The sequence below is a fragment of the Acutalibacter sp. JLR.KK004 genome, assembly GCF_036941085.1.
GTDB lineage: Bacteria > Bacillota > Clostridia > Oscillospirales > Acutalibacteraceae > Acutalibacter.
This window is the reverse complement of sequence record NZ_JAYMNQ010000001.1, coordinates 938141-956118: the sequence shown is the minus strand read 5'-3', so window position 1 is coordinate 956118 and position 17978 is coordinate 938141. Positions and strand designations below refer to the sequence as shown.

The 17978-nt window shown below is 56.0% G+C and carries 19 protein-coding genes and 1 pseudogene; 10 read left to right on the top strand and 10 right to left on the bottom strand.

From position 1 onward, the window contains the following. Window positions 1-149: 149 nt before the first annotated feature. From VSQ30_RS05485 to ectB, 8 genes are all read right to left on the bottom strand, one after another. A complete protein-coding gene (locus tag VSQ30_RS05485) occupies window positions 150-1100 on the bottom strand; it encodes a uridine kinase family protein (protein WP_334462584.1) in 951 nt (316 codons plus the stop codon). After that, entirely contained in the window at window positions 1072-2535 is a 1464-nt protein-coding gene (hemZ, locus tag VSQ30_RS05480) for a coproporphyrinogen dehydrogenase HemZ (protein WP_334462582.1), read from the bottom strand. Before hemZ ends, VSQ30_RS05485 begins: the two co-directional genes overlap by 29 nt. Window positions 2536-2566: 31 nt before the next feature. Further along, window positions 2567-4225 carry an O-antigen ligase family protein gene (locus VSQ30_RS05475; protein ID WP_334462581.1) on the bottom strand — a complete coding sequence of 553 codons (1659 nt, stop codon included), beginning with the start codon at window positions 4223-4225 and terminating at the stop codon, window positions 2567-2569. A gap of 102 nt (window positions 4226-4327) precedes the next feature. Next, window positions 4328-5110, bottom strand: coding sequence for a DUF7674 family protein (locus tag VSQ30_RS05470; RefSeq protein ID WP_334462579.1), 783 nt, complete (start codon window positions 5108-5110; stop codon window positions 4328-4330). Between the two features lie 248 nt (window positions 5111-5358). Then, a complete protein-coding gene (locus VSQ30_RS05465; RefSeq protein WP_334462577.1) occupies window positions 5359-6222 on the bottom strand; it encodes an EamA family transporter in 864 nt (287 codons plus the stop codon). Window positions 6223-6226: 4 nt separating this feature from the next. Next, a complete protein-coding gene (gene murB, locus VSQ30_RS05460) occupies window positions 6227-7210 on the bottom strand; it encodes a UDP-N-acetylmuramate dehydrogenase (RefSeq protein ID WP_334462574.1) in 984 nt (327 codons plus the stop codon). Between the two features lie 64 nt (window positions 7211-7274). Next, the gene (gene hprK, locus VSQ30_RS05455) at window positions 7275-8240 is read right to left on the bottom strand and encodes an HPr(Ser) kinase/phosphatase (RefSeq protein ID WP_334464800.1); all 966 of its coding nucleotides are present in this window, start codon (window positions 8238-8240) and stop codon (window positions 7275-7277) included. Between the two features lie 155 nt (window positions 8241-8395). After that, the gene (gene ectB / locus VSQ30_RS05450) at window positions 8396-9655 is read right to left on the bottom strand and encodes a diaminobutyrate--2-oxoglutarate transaminase (RefSeq protein WP_334462572.1); all 1260 of its coding nucleotides are present in this window, start codon (window positions 9653-9655) and stop codon (window positions 8396-8398) included. A 294-nt stretch (window positions 9656-9949) separates the two neighbouring features. Here ectB and VSQ30_RS05445 point away from each other — a divergent pair, with 294 nt between their 5' ends. The 3 genes and pseudogenes from VSQ30_RS05445 (at window position 9950) to VSQ30_RS05435 (ending at window position 12031) form a co-directional block, all read left to right on the top strand. Further along, on the top strand, window positions 9950-10759 hold the full coding sequence (locus tag VSQ30_RS05445) for a PHP domain-containing protein (protein WP_334462570.1): 810 nt from the start codon (window positions 9950-9952) through the stop codon (window positions 10757-10759). A 177-nt stretch (window positions 10760-10936) separates the two neighbouring features. After that, window positions 10937-11481 (top strand): annotated as a pseudogene (locus VSQ30_RS05440) (transposase family protein); the annotation flags it as partial. 139 nt (window positions 11482-11620) lie between these two features. Further along, the gene (locus VSQ30_RS05435; RefSeq protein ID WP_334462568.1) at window positions 11621-12031 is read left to right on the top strand and encodes a hypothetical protein; all 411 of its coding nucleotides are present in this window, start codon (window positions 11621-11623) and stop codon (window positions 12029-12031) included. On the opposite strand, the gene VSQ30_RS20595 is transcribed toward VSQ30_RS05435, so the two are convergent. Then, window positions 12015-12077, bottom strand: coding sequence for a hypothetical protein (locus VSQ30_RS20595; RefSeq protein ID WP_350339952.1), 63 nt, complete (start codon window positions 12075-12077; stop codon window positions 12015-12017). The genes VSQ30_RS05435 and VSQ30_RS20595 overlap by 17 nt on opposite strands. A gap of 17 nt (window positions 12078-12094) precedes the next feature. After that, complete coding sequence (locus VSQ30_RS05430; protein ID WP_334462567.1) at window positions 12095-12220, bottom strand: helix-turn-helix domain-containing protein; 126 nt, start codon at window positions 12218-12220, stop codon at window positions 12095-12097. A 96-nt stretch (window positions 12221-12316) separates the two neighbouring features. On the opposite strand from VSQ30_RS05430, the gene VSQ30_RS05425 reads away from it, so the two are divergent. The 7 genes from VSQ30_RS05425 (at window position 12317) to VSQ30_RS05395 (ending at window position 17964) form a co-directional block, all read left to right on the top strand. Beyond that, the gene (locus tag VSQ30_RS05425; protein WP_334462566.1) at window positions 12317-12634 is read left to right on the top strand and encodes a hypothetical protein; all 318 of its coding nucleotides are present in this window, start codon (window positions 12317-12319) and stop codon (window positions 12632-12634) included. Next, window positions 12621-13085: a hypothetical protein gene (locus VSQ30_RS05420; protein ID WP_334462565.1), complete on the top strand. Its 465-nt coding sequence runs from the start codon at window positions 12621-12623 to the stop codon at window positions 13083-13085. Before VSQ30_RS05425 ends, VSQ30_RS05420 begins: the two co-directional genes overlap by 14 nt. Continuing rightward, on the top strand, window positions 13079-13375 hold the full coding sequence (locus VSQ30_RS05415) for a hypothetical protein (RefSeq protein ID WP_334462564.1): 297 nt from the start codon (window positions 13079-13081) through the stop codon (window positions 13373-13375). Before VSQ30_RS05420 ends, VSQ30_RS05415 begins: the two co-directional genes overlap by 7 nt. Window positions 13376-13483: 108 nt before the next feature. Further along, the gene (locus tag VSQ30_RS05410) at window positions 13484-13954 is read left to right on the top strand and encodes an RNA polymerase sigma factor (protein ID WP_334462563.1); all 471 of its coding nucleotides are present in this window, start codon (window positions 13484-13486) and stop codon (window positions 13952-13954) included. Further along, window positions 13951-14742, top strand: a complete 792-nt coding sequence (locus VSQ30_RS05405; protein ID WP_334462562.1) for a zf-HC2 domain-containing protein — start codon at window positions 13951-13953, stop codon at window positions 14740-14742. The genes VSQ30_RS05410 and VSQ30_RS05405 overlap by 4 nt, the downstream gene beginning before the upstream one ends. Window positions 14743-14894: 152 nt before the next feature. Then, window positions 14895-16610 (top strand): phosphoenolpyruvate--protein phosphotransferase, encoded by a 1716-nt coding sequence (ptsP, locus tag VSQ30_RS05400; RefSeq protein WP_334462559.1) that lies wholly within the window; start codon window positions 14895-14897, stop codon window positions 16608-16610. Window positions 16611-16860: 250 nt separating this feature from the next. Then, window positions 16861-17964 carry an ISAs1 family transposase gene (locus VSQ30_RS05395; protein WP_334462467.1) on the top strand — a complete coding sequence of 368 codons (1104 nt, stop codon included), beginning with the start codon at window positions 16861-16863 and terminating at the stop codon, window positions 17962-17964. Window positions 17965-17978 lie beyond the last annotated feature (14 nt).

Below are 17978 nucleotides of genomic sequence, written 5' to 3'. Positions count from 1 at the left end.
TATTCTAGTGTCCAGATTTAAGAAAGCCTGCCGCTTTCTTATTTCCTATTATAGCACATCCTTCCGGAAAGTAAAGCGGTTTTCTCTGTCGAATCTTTTACGAATCCCTTACATCCCCGAAAAATCCTTGCCGGGAAGGATGGCCCGCCCTACCGCTTGCCTAAAAACTCCCGGAGCATAGAGCCGTCCGGCACCAGGGCGCAGTCCACCGGCTCGAAGCGCATAAGCCGGGACTCCAAATCCCGGGCCTTCTTATAGTACAGGCTGTCAATCTCAATGGCCCGCAAAAGGGGGATGGCCACTGTGCGCAGGACGCATGGCTCATAGATATGGATGGAGTTCACCGTATAGTCGGCCCAGATCCGGTAAGGCCGGATATAGCGGTTCTCCCCTTCAATCACCTGGGGCCACATGGACAGGGTGCGCTCGGCAGAGCTGTCCCGGAACTTGATGTCCCGGACAATGCGGCGGATAAGCCGCAGGTTCATGGGGGAAAGCACCTCGCCGTTTGCGTCCTTAATCTGCTGCTTCACGCTGACATACAGCTTAATGTAAGATTCCTCCGGCAGGCCCCTGGTAAACAGGGGGTTCAGCCCGTGGATGCCCTCTACAATCACCATATCCTCCGGGCCAATTTCATATTCCGCGTCCGGCCCGTCCGGGCGGCCCAGGGAAAAGCTGTAGTGGGGCACAGAAAATTTCCCCGTTGCAATCACGTTTGAAAGGCACTGGAGGATTTTCTCCGCGTCCAGGGCCTCTACCGTCTCAAAATCGTAAGAGCCGTCAGGCAGGCGGGGGGTTTTGTCCCGGCCCAGATAGAAATCGTCCAGGGAGATGATGGTGGCCTTAATGCCAAAGCCCTCCAGATACATGCGCAGCAGGTGGGCTGTGGTGGTTTTGCCGCTGCTGCTGGGGCCGGAAAGCATGACAATGCGGGCGCGCTTTTTCCGCTCGGAAATGTTGCGGGCCACGTTGCGCAGGCTTTCCCGGTAGGCCCCCTCCACCTCCTCCACCATCTTGGCAGGGTCTGTTACAGCGCCATCGTTTATCTGCTCCAGATGGTTGATGTATTTAATATAGCCGCTGGCGAAATTGCTCATAAAGCTGTGTTACACCGTCCTTTCGCAGGAGTATTTCCCTGTGGCGTGAAATGTACTCGTGAGGATATTTAAAGTTGAAAATACGCTCCAGCCTGCCGCTGTATGGATCCTTCAGCTTGGTTACGCCCCCTGCCCCGCAGGCAATGACCGAGGTACATTCGTCCATGGTGTAGATGTTATAGCGGCAGATGCTGCCGGGCTTTGCCCAGCCCGTATTTTCCAGATTCCCCGCCATGCGGGTCTGCCTGTAGAGATAATAGGGCACATAGCCCTCCTCTGTCAGGCGGCGGATGGAAAAGTCCATCATGGCGGCAGTCTCCCGCTGCTTCCTGTGCAGCTCTGTGCCCCCTTCCGCCTCAATGCGGGCCGCCCGCTTTAAAGCCAGGGAATGTACGGTCACGTTGCTGGCGCCCAGCCCCAGCACCCCCTCCAGGGTGTTTGCAAAGCCCGCGGGAGAATCCCCCGGCAGGCCCACAATGAGGTCGCAGTTGATGTCCTCAAAGCCCGCCTGTTTTGCCAGGGCAAAAGCGTCCAGCACATCCTGGGCGGTGTGCCTGCGCCCAATATTCTCCAGCACCTGGTCTGAAAGGCTCTGGGGGTTGATGCTGATGCGGGTAGCGCCCCCCTGCTTTAAAGCCAGGAGCTTTTCCGTGGTGATGGTGTCGGGCCTGCCGGCCTCCACAGTAAACTCCGGGCAGCAGGACAAATCAAAGAGGGTGTGCACCGCTTCGCACAGCCGGGAAAGCTGCTGTGCCGAAAGGGTGGTGGGCGTGCCGCCCCCTATGTAGACCGAGACAAGGCGCAGGCCCAGGGCTTTCGTCACCTCCGCCGTTTTGGCAAGCTCCTCCAAAAGCAGGGCAAAATACGGCTCCATCAGCTTTTTGGCCTGCTTTACGTCCTGGGAAATAAAAGAGCAGTAGGCACAGCGGGTGGGACAGAAGGGGATGGAAATGTAAAGGCTCCAGTCGTTTTCCAAAAGGGCGGAGGTAACGGGCCTTTGAGCCTGGAGGGTGCGCAGGGCGAGGCTTGCCCTGGCCTCTGTCACATGGCACCGGCTGCGGAATTTCTCCACCCCGGCCTCCTCCCCCAGCTCCTCCGCATACTGGCGCAGCAGCTTCACCGGATGTATCCCGGTAAGCATCCCCCAGGCAGGGCGCTGGCCTGTAAGCTCTGTAAAGGCGGCATACAGCCGGTTTGTCACAGCATATTCCGTAAGAGCCTCCCCCTGCCCCGCCTTTTCCACTGTCCGCTCCCCATCCGACGCACGCACAAGCACCCTGCAGCCGCCGGAACATTCCTCCACAGCCGCCAAAGCCCATGGCTCCTTCCCGCCGGAAAGGCTTTCCACCACCTGCACCGGGCTGTATGGAAAAAACAGCCGGCACAGGTTTTCACATTCATAACGGTATGGATGGTTTAGAAGCTGGAGTTCCAAAAGCGCCGCCTCCTTAGGGCAGAAGTCTTTTTTAGGGCGTGTTCCGGGAAATCTTCGCCAGCACCGCCTTCCTTAAAGCAGAAAGGCTTTCCCGGCGCATGTCCACGCACAGGTGGAACAGGTAGGCGGCAGACACCGCGAAATAGATGGTCACGTTGGGCCGGCGCAGGACATAGCCGGAAATCTGGGCGGCAATGATTGCCAGCAGGAAGGACATCCCCGCAGCCCCCATCTCCACTGTAAGGAACTGCCGGAAGCCCTGCCAGAACCCCTTTGCCCCCCACAGGCATTTTGCCTTCCTGTCGCCTTCCCGGGGAAACGGCGCGGCCTTCAGCCCCCAGGCCACGTCCAGCAGGAAGGCCCGGATAATGGCAAAAGCGATATAGAAAAACACCAGCATATAAAGGGCAGAACCAATATACCCGAAGAAATAGTAGATGGCAGGGAAATCGTTCTCCAAGTCGTAAATGGTGCCTCCCACTACCACCTCGCTGTATTCATATCCCAGCAGGCGGGTGGCAAAATCCTTTTCCTCCCACACCATCTGGGAGAACAGGGACTTCATCACCCGGAAGTCGGATAATACCCCGGAAGAAGTGCTGTACCGGTAAGCGTCCATCACCCGGTACACGCCAAAGCGCTCGTTCATGTCCTTAAAGAAATCCCCATAGGTTTCCGAGTCGGTGTATACATAGAAAAGCCCCTTATGGATCTGCTCCATGGTGCGCTCCGCTACGGGCTGCTTTTTCTTGTCTTTATCCTTCTCCTTGTCCTTCGTGCTGCTTTGAGCCTTCTTCTGGGCCTCCTCCAGGGCTTCTTTGTCCCCGCCGTTCTTCTGCAGGCTCTGTTCCACCTTCTGGTTATAGAGATCCCTTGAATAAGCGGACATCTGCTCCCGCAAATCCATGGGGGACTGGTGCCGGAACACGAACACCAGCACCATCATCCCCAGCAGGGGCAGGGAATACCGCAGGCAGGACTTCCCTTGCTGCAGGGCAAACAGGAAAGCATATGCCCCGGCGATGATGAAAATGGAATAAAAGGTCAGCTTTGTGCCTGTGACGAACATCATGGAAAAGCACAGCAGGCACATGATAAGGAACAAGGGATATTTTCTGGTGTGATAGGCCCAGTAAATGGCAAAAGGGGCTGTAAGCACAAGGATGGTGCTTTGGGCATTGGGGATGCTGAACCAGCCCATCATGCCCACAAACAGCTTGTCATAGGTATACTGGGGCATGCCCAGCACCCAGGGCAGCAGGGTGAACAGCCAGAAAAGGCCGAAATTGACCCCAAAGCCCAGAAGGATTGCCCGGCGCACCTGCCGCCCCTGGCGGAAAAAGGTGATAAGGGACAGGGTGAACACCAGGAAGCTTACAATGCGCAGGAAATTCGCCGCGTCCTGCACCATGGACTGATATCCTATGCGGAAGCAGTTTGCCATGTGCAGAACCCAAAAAACCCCGGCAGCAGCGTAAAAAACAATATAAAGCCGCTTTTTGCCGCTGACAATAAACCCCAGCAGCGCCACGACCGCCAGCAGCCCAAAACGCAGCAGGGTGGAAAGGGCGTTGCTGCCCATCTCCCCCAGGAAAAAGGACAGCACGTCCAAAAGGGGCTGCATTACAATCAGGATAAAAACAAGCAGGGAAAGCCGTTTGCAAACGGCTTCCTTTACAGATTTAATCATAGGCACTCCCTTCCCCGTCCAATACGCCCGGGGGCGCGTTCCCGGCAGGCAGCCTCCGGGCGCGCACAAATCATTTCCTGTCTGACAGCGCTGTGGGGCCTTTTACCGGCTGGCATCCAGCCTGGCCTCCACTTTCTTCTGCTTTTTCTTCTTTTCCGGCTTCACCTGCTTCCCCCGCAGCCGGCGGCTGAAGCGGGAGCTTTTCTGCAGCTCCTCCCCCAGGCCTTCCCGCATGGCGGCAAAGGCCTCGTCGCTCAGGCCGTTGAGCAGCACGGCGGTGATGACAGAGCGCAGATCCATGTCCCCGTTTTTATACATGTCGTCCAGCAGGGCGCACAGCTTCTTCATGGCGTCGCTGCCCGCCCTGTTTTTTGCCAAAGCTTCGCATTTGGGCACCAGCTTGTCCCGCACAAAGGTGGCGGGGCGCACCTGCCCATACACTATTTTTTCCCCGTTTATGTCCTCTTTTATTTCTGGAAAAATATTGACCAGCCGGTTGATGAAAAACACAGGATCCACGCTGCGCTCCTCGTCCTTGCCCCGCTTGCGCTTCTGCTGCACCTGCTTTAGCTGCCTGGGGCCGCGGATGATCTCCAGAAAATCGTTGGCAATGCTTTCCGCGTCAGACCGCTCCCCTTCTTTTTCGTCAAAAAGCCACATGGCAAGCCTGCGCCACTCTCCCGGCTCCCCCTCGTCCACAGAGGCGGAACGCAGCTCAAAGTGCTGGGCCTTCCCGTCGTATAACAGGCTGTAGGCCGCGTCCTCTGTGGAAAAAATAACAGCCTCCCCCCTGCTGTCTGCCAGAGGCTTTGCCTGGGAAAAGCCCTGCTTTAACAGTTCTTCGCTTAACTGGCCCTGTATGAAATCAAAGGCGTTGAAATCCAAAAATCATCACTCCAAAAAATTTGTGTTTTCCTAGCGGCCCTGCCGCCGTTTAAGCTGTACTACCTGTAGTATACCATGGGAGGGGCAAAAAGTCTATAGGCAACACCGCACAACTCGCGGCTGCGGGTTTTATGCCGGAAAAGAACCATGAACAAACTGTGAATTGTGGGTAAATCCGTACAAAAAGCGGCGCTTTGTAACCGGTTTTGTAACCCCTTGTAACCAATCCGTCATTTTTAAAAGGCAGCCTATCCCGCCAGCATAATAAGGGTTCCCCACACAATGGCGGCAAGGCCCGCGCCGGATTTCTTTGTCAGCTTTTCATGGAACACTATGTAGGAAAAAGCGGCAGTTACCAAAATGCTCAGCTTGTCTATAGGCGCCACCACGCTGGCAGGGCCTTCCTGCAAGGCCCTGTAGTAGCACAGCCAGGAGGCCCCTGTGCAGACGCCGGACAGGGCGATAAAGCCCAGCTCCTTTTGGGGGATGCGGGAAACCTCCCTGGCCTTCCCGGTGATAAACACCATCGCCCAGGCCATCACCAGCACCACCCCGGTGCGGATAGCTGTGCCCAGGTTTGATTCCACCCCCGTAATGCCCGCCTTCCCCAAAATGGAGGTAAGGCTTGCAAACACAGCAGAGCCTGCGGCATAGAACAGCCAGCTTTTCTTCCTTCCCCCCGCAGCCCCGCCGGGCTTTTTCTCCAGCATCAGGAAGGTGCCTGCCCCAATGAGAAGGGCGCCTATGGCCCGGGGCAGGGTAACGCCCTCGCCCAGGAATATCCAGGCCAGCAGGATGGTGAGCACCACGCTGGACTTGTCCACTGCCACCACCTTGTTGATGTCCCCCACCTGGAGGGCCTTGAAATAGCACAGCCAGGAGGCCCCTGTGGACAGCCCGGACAGGATGAGGAACAAAAGGGGCACAGGTTCTATCCCGGCAATCTGCCCCTGGGATCCTGTGATGAAAACCATCACCCAGGAAAAAGCCAGCACGATAATGGTGCGCACCGCTGTGGCCACAGTGGAATCTGTGGTGCGGATGCCGCATTTTGCCAAAATGGCAGTAAGCCCCGCAAAAACCGCGGAGCCAAAAGCCAAAAGCATCCACATGTTTTTATCCCATTCCCTCTCCCAGCACACGCACCTCGCACTCCAGCAGGGTGCCGGTGCGCTGCTTCACCGTTTCCCGGATGATTTCAATCAGCTCCAGCACGTCCCGGCAGGTGGCGCCCCCCGCGTTTACAATAAACCCGGCGTGCTTTTCGCTGACCCGCGCCCCGCCAACCCTGCGGCCCTTTAACCCGCACTGGTCTATTAAAGCGGCGGCAAAGCCGTTTTCCGGGCGCTTAAAAACGCTGCCCGCAGAGGGCTGGTCATAGGGCTGCTTTTCCTTGCGCCGGGCCATCAGTTCTTCCATTCTGGCGGCAACCTGGGCGGCGTCTCCCGGGGCAAGGGCCAGCTCCACGCTGGTGACAATATCTGTCCCGCCGGTATAGCGGCTTTTCCGGTAAGAGAGGCCCAGGGCTTCCCCGGCGGCAGAGCCAGGCTCCCCGCTGGCGCTTATATGGAAGGCTTTCTTTAGCACGTCCTTCATTTCCCCGCCGTAGGCCCCGGCGTTCATATAGGCCGCCCCCCCCACAGAGCCGGGAATGCCCCAGGCGAATTCCAGCCCGGAAAGTCCCCGATCCCTTGCAAAGGCACAGGCAGTGGCAAGGCTTGCCCCGGCCCCGGCCCGCAGGGTGCGGCCGTCCGGCAGCAGCTCCACTTTTTTGAAGCTGCCGGAAAGGCACAGCACCGCCCCCCGTATCCCCAGGTCGGACACCAGCAGGTTGGAGCCGTTGCCCAGCGCCAGCCAGGGCAGGCCGCTTTCTTTTACAGCTTGCAAAAGCCCCGCAAGCTGCTCCTCTGTTTCCGGGAAAAGCAGGCGGTCGGCAGGCCCGCCGATTTTAAAGGTGGTGTGCAGGGCCATAGGCTCCTGGGCAAGGCTGCGCACCGAAAGGGCTTGGGCCGCCCTGTCCAAGCCCTCAAAATTCAAATATGTTTCCAAAGCAGTTGCCATGCGGCGCAGGCTTTCCCACAGAAGGGCAAAGCGCTGCACCGCTCCTTTCTGTTTTATACTAATAATATAGGTGCAGGGGACGGGTTTATGCGGCTGTGTCCGCCTAAATATCCAGATCCACCTGCACATCCCCTGCCGCCAGGTCGTTGGGATCCATGCCCAGGCTGACAAGCAGCTCCCGGGCGGCGTTATAGCCCATTTCCTTCTGGCGGTTGTTCATAGCGGCCACCTCCACAATTACTGCCAGGTTCCGCCCGGGCTTTACGGGGATGGTGACCACAGGGATTTTAATGCCCAGAATCTCCGTAAACTCGTTGTCAATACCCATGCGGTCGTACACCTTGGCGGGATCCCACACCTCCATGTTGATGCACATCTCGATTTTCTGGCTGGGCTTTACCGATCCTATGCCAAAAATGCGCCGGGCATTGATAACGCCCACGCCCCGCAGCTCAATAAAATGCCGGATGTTTTCCGGGGACTGGCCCACCAGGGACTTGCTGGACACCCGGCGTATTTCCACCGCGTCGTCGGCAATCAGCCGGTGGCCACGCTTAATCAGTTCAATGGCTATTTCGCTTTTGCCCACGCCGCTGTCACCCACCAGCAGGATGCCCTCGCCGTACACCTCTACCAGCACCCCATGGCGGGTGATGCGGGGGGCAAGCTCCACATTCAGGAAGGCTACCAGGCTTGCCATAATGTTTGACGTGGTGTCCTGGGAGGAGAGCAAAGGCACCCCATACTCCTTTGCCGCTTCCAGCATATCCTCCCCGGGCATAATGCCCCGGGCAATGATGACAGCCGGGGGCCGCAGGGCAAAAAAGCGGTTGATGGAGGCCGCCCGGTTCACAGGCTCCAGGGCCTCCAGCATGGCCATTTCCGAGCGGCCCAGAATGGCAATGCGGTTGGGGTCGAAATAGTCACAGAAGCCGTAAAGCTCCAGCCCCGGCCTGTCCACATCCCGGGAACAAATTAAAATCCCTTCCAGCGGTTTGGGGCTCCACACCTCTGCAAGCCCCAGCTCTTTGGCAATCTGTTTAAGCGGCAATGTATATTCTTCCGGCATCGGGTCGTCCACCTTTCCATAATCCTCCCCGGCGGCTGCCCAGCGGGGATTTCCTGGGTTTCTCACTATTTATTATAAAGCATACGGCCCAAAGGTGCAAGGGATAGCCGCAAAAAAGGCCGCTGGGAAGCCCCGGCGGCCCATATATTTTATTTTTATCCAATAGCCTGCTTGACAGACCTCTTTAGAATCTCCAGGCCCCTGCACAGGGTTTCCTCGTCAATGAGCAGCTCTGGGAACACCTTCACCACTGTGTTGCCCCGGCCCACCCGCTCTACAATCAGGCCGTTTTCAAAGCAGATGTCCAGCACCTTCTTGGACATCACGCCATCCCGGTCATACCGCCAGAAGTCAATGCCCCACACAAAGCCAATGCCCCGGGTTTTAATCCTGTCCGGGTCAAGGGCGCGGATTTCCTCCATGTACCGGGCTATCACAGGCTCCTGCCCGCGTACTTTTTCCTCCACCCGTTCCTGGAGCATCAGCTCCAGCCCGGCCTTTGCCGCCACCATGGAAAGCTGGTATCCCCGGAAGGTGCCGTTGTGCTCCCCTGGCTCCCAGATATCCAGCTCCGGCTTTATCAGCACCAGGGCAAAGGGCATGCCATAGCCGCCGATGGACTTGGACTGGGTGACAATGTCCGGCACAATGCCTGCCCGCTCGAAGGAGAAGAACCAGCCGGTGCGGGCACAGCCCACCTGGATATCGTCCACTATCAGCAGGATGCCGTGGCGGTCGCATAGATCCCGCACAGCCCGGAGCCACTCCACCGGGAAGGGGTTGATGCCGCCGTCGGCCTGCACTGTCTCCAGGATAAGGGCGGCGGGCTTTTCCACGCCGGAGTGGTCGTCTGTCAGCAGGGTTTCCATATATTTCACCGTATCCAGCTCCGGGAACATATAGGGCGCCGGGATGTGGGTGACGTTTGCAAGGGGCACCCCGGCCCCGGCCCGGCTGGAAGCGTCGGTGGTCAGGGCAATGGAACCCAGGGTCATGCCGTGGAACGCGCCCATCATGGCAAAAACGTTCTGGCGTTTTTTCACTTTCCTGGCCAGCTTCAGGGCCGCCTCTACGGCGTTTGTGCCGGTGGGGCCGGGAAACTGCAGCTTATAGGGCAGCCCCCGGGGCTTGAGTATTTCTTCCTCGTAAAATTCGATAAAATCCCGTTTGGGCGCGGTGTACATATCCAGGGCGTGCATGACGCCGTCCTCCTGGAGGTATTGGATCACTTTTTCCTTGATAAAATCAGGGTTGTGCCCATAGTTCAGGCCTCCCGCGCCGCAGAAAAAGTCGATGTACTCCCTGCCGTCCTCGTCATAGAGGAAGGGGCCTTTGGCAGTGGTGAACACTGCCGGGAAGTTCCGGCAATAAGAGCGCACCTGGGATTCGTAAGATTCAAAGGCTTGTGTGTTCATGGTTTACCATCCTTTCTACCACGGGGACTGCCCGTGATTCAGCGATCTACGCCTGCGTTCTGTACAGGCGGGGCTGTCTACCCTCCCAGCGAAAATTTAAGAGGGCCAGCGGCAAGCAGCAGCCTGTTGAAAAACAAGCTGCCCGCCAAAGAAAACTTTGGCTTATATTATTGTACCACACTTTCCCAAAAAAGCAAGCTGTTTTGCCGGGAGGGCCCGGGTTTTGCCTGTCTGGTTGACAAAGCCGGGCCTGGTGGGCTATACTACATGATATAAAGGAGTGGATGCGGTTTGGTGGCTGCGGATTTGCATATGCACAGCACAGCTTCCGACGGGCAGTACAGCCCCGGGGAGCTGGTTAAAATGGGAAAGGAAAAGGGCCTGCAGGTTTTGGCCCTGACAGACCACGACACCTTTTCCGGCGCTCAGGAGGCCATTGCCGCCGGGGAGCGGCTGGGGGTGAAGGTGCTGCGGGGCGTGGAGCTGAGCGCCAGGGAATATCCCAGCCTGCACATACTGGGCTATGGTTTTTCAGCCGACGCGCCCAGCATACAGGCGCTTTGCAAAAAGATGCAGGCTGCCCGGGATGAGCGGAAGTACCGCATTGCCGCGTTTTTGCGGGAGAAGGGCGTGGACATTGACCTGCGGGAGGTAGAGGAGCTGGCAGGCGGCGCCATTATCGGGCGGCCCCACTTTGCCCAGGTGATGGTGCGCCGGGGGTATGTGCAAAACAACCGGGAGGCCTTTGACCGCTATCTGGACACAGAGGAGTATCAGAAAATCGAACGCCGCAAGTCCAGCGCCCAGGAATGCGTGGCGGCTGTCAAAAATGCAGGCGGCAAGGTGTCTTTTGCCCACCCCTACCAGGTGAAGCTGGAAAACGGGCCTTTGGAAGATTTGGTTATCAAGCTGAAGGGCTATGGCCTTGACGCCATTGAGTGCTACTATCCCAAGCACACCCCGGAGCAGCAGGCCTTTTATCTGCACCTTGCAGAAAAGCATGGCCTCCATGCCACCGGCGGCAGCGACTTCCACGGGGAACGGGTGAAGCCGGAGGTGGAGATTGCCCGGCTGGAAATGGAGCTGGACTGGCTGCTGGGATGAAGGGGAACTGAGACACCCAGATTTTCCACGAAAAATAAAAATCACCTGCCGTTGTCTAAACCTTGGTGTTCAGAACTGAACAGGTGATTCATTCCGCACTCTCACTTTTCACAAAAGTGTATGTCTGTTTGCATTAGACTTCTTGCGAAAATAAAAATAGTGCGATAAAACAGAGGCATGAAATACGAAAAGCTAGCGGAATATTCAAACACAAAATTTCGGAGAATTACCGGGGTAAAGCGGGCAACATTTGACAAGATGGTAGAAATTCTGCAAAAAGGATATGCGGAAAAGCATCGGCGCCGTGGGAGGACGCCAAAACTGAGCATAGGGGATCTGCTGCTGGCCACCCTGGAGTATCTGCGGGAATACCGTACCTATGCCCATATAGCGGCCAGTTATGGGATAGCGGAAAGCAATATCTACCGAAGAATCAAGTGGGTGGAAGACACGCTGATCCGGGACGGTACATTTTCGCTGCCAGGACGGAAAGCGCCGCTGAAAAGTGATGCCGAGTATGAGGTGATTCTGGTTGACGCAACGGAATCGCCCATTGAACGACCAAAAAAAAGCAAAAACGATACTATTCCGGAAAGAAAAAGCGGCACACACTGAAAACACAGATGCTTGTCAGCCTTCAAACCGGAGAAATCATTGCACTGGCATTTTCTAACGGAAAGAGGCATGATTTTCAACTATTCAAGGATTCTCATGTCCATGTCAAGGCATCCCTGTGCCGGAGGGCGGCGGGAAGAAACTGGTATACTACTACGACATAGCCGATACCAGAGAAACAGATAAGTCTAAGCCTTTCCTCTCTGGCACGTCCGGCCAGAACATCAAAAGGGGATAGTCAAGGCTATGGAATCTTACCTGGGCCAGCTGGAGGACGCCTCTGGCTTTGCCGAAACCCTGCTTGCCGCTGCCCGGAAGGCCACCGCATACACGATAGACGACCGCCTGGAGGACCTGGCAGCCCACAAGCCCGGCAGCCTGTTGGAAGAGCTGGACGAGGACAATCTGCTGGCTGCATACAGCGCTGTCGTAGAGAACAGCGTGGGCTATATGCTGCTCTCACGCTGCGGGATCGACCCCGCCCCCTATCGAACCGGCGAGGACTTTCGCGGCCTGCTGGACTTCAACACGCCGTCTACACTCACTATCCTGGGCAGCGCCGTGGTGGAAACCGCCGCCCCGTCCCTTTCCCCGCACAGCAGCAGGGCCGGGCAGGGGAGGACGGTTCATATTGCTGCATTTATGTCAACTGGATAAGCTCGCCGATTTCGCAGTCCAGGGCATTGCACATGCGCAGCAGCAGATCGCTGTCATAGCGCGTTACTCTGTTTTTATAATAGTGGTCGATAATATGTACTGTATCCCGGTGCGTTTCGCCAGCTCGTACCGGGTGATTCCCCTGCTTTCCAGCAGCACGTCCAGATTGATGCGTATGCCTGTTTTCATAGCGTCACCCCCAAATAACTATAAAAGACTGCCGCTGGCCTTGACAATTTATATAGATATATACTTATATAAGAATATAGTATGGGAGAGGGAGATATGGATTTACAGTCGAAGCTGGCGGAACATGAAAGGAAAAAGAAACGCATTACGTGGGTGGGCCTAGGGATTATCGCGCTTCTGATAGCGGCAGTGATAGTGGCTGCGGACGCTAAAGGCGAGCCGGACTGGGAACTTTATATGGCTCAATCGGAACTGGACACGTATTGTTCCCAATTATCTGACGCGGAGGATGCTCTTGCGGAGAAAAAATCCCGTCTTGCGGAACTGGAGGAATCCATTGCGGAGACAAAGGCTCTGTTGGACGAGAGGAAAGCGGAACTGGAAAACGGGGACGAGGAGGATGAGACAGCATGAATACTTTGACCAGCAGGAATATTTTCTGGAAAAAAGCCTGAAAAAAGAACGGAGAAGGCGAACGGTTCTTCTTGCCATCCCGGCTATTTGCTTTTTTATTGCCCTGCTGAGCAATTTGCTGGAGATTCTCGATATAGAAGCGGAGACACAGAATGCCCTTTATAGTCAGGATCGGGCGGTTTCACGCCTGGAAGAAACCATACAGGAAAACACAGAAGCCCTTGACATGATTGCAGAGCGGGAGGCGGTGCTTTCCAGCTATCAGGAAGAACTTGCGGCTTTGCCCACGCCTGTGCCCGAACCTGCTTTCGGCGAGTCGAATTTCGATTCCAACGTGGGCTATGAACAACTGCAGCGCTATCCGGCAAACTATATCGGCAAGCAGGTTATTATATTCGGGGAGGTGGTCAGTGAATACGGCTCAGGGGGAACCGGAGGTTTACTATGCTGATGAACGGGCAGATGGGGCAATATATTGAAGTGATTTATTCGGATGAGAAGGGCCGCGTTATGAGCGGTGATGTTGTTTCCGTCCATGGAACCATAAAGGAAGATCCACTCCATAAAGATATAGTTTTAGTTGCCGATTCTATCTATTTCCCTACAAAGGAGGAAATCAATGCCTGGGCGCAAAGGCAGGTGGACACCATCATTGATGAGGCTTTCGGGGAGCAGGGAGAGCAGCTGAAAGAAGGTTTGGATGCCTGGCAGAAGGGCCTGGATGAAATAAATGGCAGATAAAGCGCGGGCCGGGGCAGATCCCGGCCTGTATTTTATTTCTGCTTTTTTGTAAAAAAATTGTAACAAAAGGGCTTTTTGCCGGTCTAAAAGACAAAGGGGGCGGGGAAGATGAAGGAGTTTGACCAGGTGTATACCGAATATTTTGAAGCGGTATACGGCTACATCCTGAAGCTGGGCCACGATCCGGATTTGGCGGAGGAGGCCACTCAGGAGGCCTTCTTTAAGGCCCTGCGGAAAATCGGCAGCTTCCGGGGAGAGTGCAGTATGGGGGCATGGCTGTGCCAGATTGCCAAAAACACCTATTTCTCCCTGCTGGAAAAGCACAGGCGCACCAAGGCCCTGCCGGAGGACGCCCCCGACCCCTTTGACATGGAAAGCCGCTTCGGGGACAAGGAGCAGGCCCTGGCCATCCACCGGGTGCTCCACACCCTGGAGGAGCCGTACCGGGAGGTGTTCTGGCTGCGGGCGCTGGGAGAACTGCCCTTTGCCCAGATAGCCGCCCTGTTCGGCAAAACGGAGAGCTGGGCCAGGGTGACCTACCACCGGGCGAAACTGAAAATAAAGGAGGAATTATCGTGAAGCTGCCCTGTTCCATTATACGGGATCTGCTGCCCCTGTACCACGACAGCGTGTGCGCCCCGGAAACTGCAGCCGCCGTGGAGGAGCACCTTGCGGGCTGCGAGCCCTGCCAGGAGGTTTATCACAATTTGCAGGATGAAAAAAAACTGGCCCTTGTGCCATTGGCCCCGCCCCCCGGCGTTTCCGCCTTGCAGCGGGTGAAACGGCGGATCCGCATGAAATATATGCTGGTTGCCCTGTCCGTCCTGCTGGTGGTGGGAGGGGCGGCTGCCGGGGTGATGGTGTTGCTGAACGTTATCACGGTGGATTTCCCTGTTGACGACTTGCTGGACGTGCAGTTTACCACGGAATGGGGGGACGGCACGCCCATTGACAGCGCACTGCGGCTGACCTTTTCCGAGGATTCCCCCCAGGTGGGGCTGAACTGCAAGGCCGTTCCCCTAGACGAGAGCCGGGAGGATACAGAGTGGGCGCTTTTAATAAGCCGGCGGGCGACCTTGGGGCATATGCTGCTGGCAAAGCTGCATTTGATGGACTATCGGAACTCGGGGCCGAATTTATACTACCTGGATCTGGACTGGACATTTTATGCGCCGTATGCCTCCTTTTATGGCATAGATCCGCCAAAGGAAGAATGGGGAAATTTTATTTCCAAGGCGTACTATTTCGAGGATTACGACATGATGAACCATGTAAGCTTCGGTCTGCCGCCGGAAGAAATCAAACAGGCTGTGCAGGATTATGGCACGCTGGTATGGGAGCGGGACAAAGACCCTGCGGCAAAGTGAAGAAGGCCCTTCGGGGCCTTTTTTCTTTGTTTTTTTCTTGTCTCTTTTTCCCAAAGAACCGGGATTTTCCGGCTTGCATTTTGGAGGAGAATCCAGTATAATATCCCATATAGTATGATACCGTTCCGCGGGACTAGAAAGGGGGCAGAGGTATGCTGCAAGGGATTGCCGCTTCGGACGGCATTGGTTTAGGCAGGGTAATGCTTTTGGAGGAACACAGCCTTGTTTACAGCGACCTGCCCCCGGCAGACCCCAAGGCGGAGCTGCTGCGCTTCCAGGGGGCCATGGAAACCTTTTGCAGGAATACGGCAAAGCAGGCGGAGCTGCTGCGCCGATCTGCCGGGCACAAGGAGGCCCAGATCCTCTCCTCCCACATCCAGATGGTTTCCGACCCCTATTTCCAGGGGGAGATTGAAAAGCGCATTGCAGAGGGCCAGCGGGCCGAGGCGGCGCTGGATCAAATCTGCCAGCTCTTTATCGCCATGTTCTTAGCTTCCGGGGACGATATGACCCAGCAGCGGGCCGCAGATATCCGGGACATCCGCACAGCGCTGCTGTGCGTGCTGCTGGGCCTGAAGGAAATTGAGGTGACAAAGGCCCCCAAGGGCACAGTGCTGGTGGCAAAGGAGATTTCCCCTTCTGTGGCGGCGGGGATTAACCCGAAAAACATTGTGGGCATTGTAACGGAAATCGGCGGCAGGACTTCCCACTCCGCCATTCTGGCCCGGGCCTTGCAGGTGCCGGCTGTGCTGGGCCTGCCCGGATCCACCACCCTTTTAAAGCCCGGCTCCTTTGTCATTGTGGACGGCACCGAAGGCCAGGTAATCCCTGAGCCGGACGGGGAAGTGGTGCAGGCATACCGCCAGCGCCGGGCGCGGTTTTTGCGGCGCAGGCGGCAGCTTAACAAGCTCCGGGGCATGCCCACCCAAACAGCCAGCGGGGAAACCTACGGGCTTTACTGCAATATCAGCAAGCCCGAGGACGCGGAGAAGGTGCTGGAAGAGGACGGCGAAGGCGTGGGCCTTTTCCGCACGGAATTTCTCTTTATGGACAGGGAGAGGCTTCCCGGGGAGGAAGAGCAGTTTGCCGCCTATAAGCGGGCGGCGGCAGTTCTGGGGGACAGGCCCCTGACCATCCGCACCCTGGATTTAGGCGGGGACAAGGCCCTGCCTTACCTGAACATGCCCAAGGAGGAAAATCCCTTTTTAGGCCTGCGGGGCATCCGGTACTGCCTGCAGCACCCGGAAATTTTATACACCCAGCTCCGGGCCGTCCTCCGGGCCAGCGCCTGGGGGAATGTGCGGCTGATGTTCCCTCTCATCTCCACCCCGGAGGAGCTTTGGGCAGGCCGCGCCCTGCTGGAAAAGGCTAAAGTGGAGCTGACTGCCCAGGGCATGGCCTTTGACCCCCACATTCCTGTGGGCATTATGGTGGAAACCCCGTCTGCCGCCCTTTTGGCAGATGTGCTGGCCCGGGACGCGGATTTTTTCAGCATCGGCACCAACGACCTCACCGGCTACATGCTGGCCTGCGACCGGAACAATCCCCAGATTTCCGGCATGTTTTCTTCCCTCCAGCCCTGTGTCCTGCGGACTATACGGCACATTGTCCAGCAGGCGCACGCCCATCATATCCCGGTGGGCATGTGCGGCGAAGCCGCCGCCGACGCCCTGATGGCCCCCCTGCTTCTGGCTTTCGGCCTGACAGATTTCAGCGTTGCCCCAGCCTCTGTCCTGACAGTGCGCAATTTTATTTCCCACTGGTCTTTGGCGGAAGCCCGCCTTGCGGCAGAAGCGGTGATGGCCATGGACACTGAGGAGGAAATCAGCCGCTATCTGCGCCAGCGCCCGGAAACCCAGCCCCTGTAAACACAGGCTGCTCTTCCGGAACAGGCATGGAGGGAAAAAGCCTGCTGCCCGTTCAGGAACCGCCCGGCGCGGCGTTGCGGCAGCGCCGGGTTTTGCATGTGGAGAAATTCTAGAAAATTTTCAGGAATAACCTGTTGCCTTATTTCTGCTCTCTGCTGTCTAAATCAGGTATACAGCAGGCGGCGGGGCTTTGTCCCTACGGCAGGGCGACAGCATTTAACTTTTTGTCGGAACATGGTAAAATAGAGGAATGGAAATAGAAAGATTAAAAACAGCACTGGAAAAGGTAGAGGACCCGAGAAGAACGGACCGAGGCCATGTACTGCACAAATTGGAGGACATTTTAATAATCGGATTGTGTACTCTGGTATGCAACGGCAGTGATTTTTCGGATATGGAGGATTTCGGAAGGGAACGGGAGGAATGGCTAAGGAACTTCCTGGAACTGCCAAATGGGATACCAGACAGTGACACATTCCGGCGAATTTTCGAGCGATTGAACCCTAAAATGCTGGCCGAAAGTCTGTATGACTGGCTGGCCAACAACCGAAAAGAAGGCAGTGTAATTGCAGTAGATGGTAAAACGATTTGTGGAAGCGGAAACCATAATCACAAGGCATATCATGTAGTAAGTGCTTTCGTGGCGGAAAATCAGGTCACTTTGGGAGAGATCGTTACCGAAGAAAAGTCCAATGAAATCACTGCTGTACCGGAACTTCTGGAGCTGTTGGAGATAAAAAACAATATCGTGACAGCGGATGCCATGAGTTGCCAGAAGGAGATCGTAAGAACAATTACCAGTAAAAAAGCTGACTATGTGATTGCCCTGAAAAGGAACCAGCCTGGACTACTGGAGAATGTTGTTCTGTATTTTGACAGCTTTCGGGAAGAAATCCCTCTGTTCAGCACAGATGAAAAAGACCATGGCCGAATAGAAAAACGGGAATACCGTTTATTAACAGACCTGTCCTGGCTGCCGGAACAGAAAGACTGGAGTGGCCTAAAGTCAGTGGGAGAGGTTCGCACAACTGTTACAAGGAATAGGGAAACTTCTACTGATACTCGGTATTTCATCTCCTCGCTAACCGAACTGCCACGTTTTGCCCATGCGGTACGATGCCATTGGTCTATTGAAAACCAGCTGCATTGGTGTCTGGATGTTATTTTTGACGAGGATAGCTCCAGAGCAAGGAAAGATATGTCACCGCTCAACCTGAATGTCCTTCGCAAGGTTGCTCTGTCTCTCTGTAAAAATTGTCAGAACCCTAATCTCCGTAAATCAAGCCTACAGAAACGCCGCTTCCGCGCTTCCCTTAATCCTGATACCTTCCTCTCCATTTTGTTGGGAACTTAAATGCTGTCGCCCTG

What these genes read in the sequence shown, in the direction of transcription:
- ectB (WP_334462572.1), bottom strand. Translation starts at nt 9,655, where the DNA reads ATGAACACACAAGCCTTTGAATCTTACGAATCCCAGGTGCGCTCTTAT.
- VSQ30_RS05475 (WP_334462581.1), bottom strand. Translation starts at nt 4,225, where the DNA reads ATGATTAAATCTGTAAAGGAAGCCGTTTGCAAACGGCTTTCCCTGCTT.
- VSQ30_RS05415 (WP_334462564.1), top strand. Translation starts at nt 13,079, where the DNA reads ATGCTGATGAACGGGCAGATGGGGCAATATATTGAAGTGATTTATTCG.
- VSQ30_RS05395 (WP_334462467.1), top strand. Translation starts at nt 16,861, where the DNA reads ATGGAAATAGAAAGATTAAAAACAGCACTGGAAAAGGTAGAGGACCCG.
- VSQ30_RS05435 (WP_334462568.1), top strand. Translation starts at nt 11,621, where the DNA reads ATGGAATCTTACCTGGGCCAGCTGGAGGACGCCTCTGGCTTTGCCGAA.
- VSQ30_RS05430 (WP_334462567.1), bottom strand. Translation starts at nt 12,220, where the DNA reads ATGAAAACAGGCATACGCATCAATCTGGACGTGCTGCTGGAAAGCAGG.
- hprK (WP_334464800.1), bottom strand. Translation starts at nt 8,240, where the DNA reads ATGCCGGAAGAATATACATTGCCGCTTAAACAGATTGCCAAAGAGCTG.
- VSQ30_RS05425 (WP_334462566.1), top strand. Translation starts at nt 12,317, where the DNA reads ATGGATTTACAGTCGAAGCTGGCGGAACATGAAAGGAAAAAGAAACGC.
- VSQ30_RS05410 (WP_334462563.1), top strand. Translation starts at nt 13,484, where the DNA reads ATGAAGGAGTTTGACCAGGTGTATACCGAATATTTTGAAGCGGTATAC.
- VSQ30_RS05465 (WP_334462577.1), bottom strand. Translation starts at nt 6,222, where the DNA reads ATGTGGATGCTTTTGGCTTTTGGCTCCGCGGTTTTTGCGGGGCTTACT.
- ptsP (WP_334462559.1), top strand. Translation starts at nt 14,895, where the DNA reads ATGCTGCAAGGGATTGCCGCTTCGGACGGCATTGGTTTAGGCAGGGTA.
- VSQ30_RS05485 (WP_334462584.1), bottom strand. Translation starts at nt 1,100, where the DNA reads ATGAGCAATTTCGCCAGCGGCTATATTAAATACATCAACCATCTGGAG.
- VSQ30_RS05420 (WP_334462565.1), top strand. Translation starts at nt 12,621, where the DNA reads ATGAGACAGCATGAATACTTTGACCAGCAGGAATATTTTCTGGAAAAA.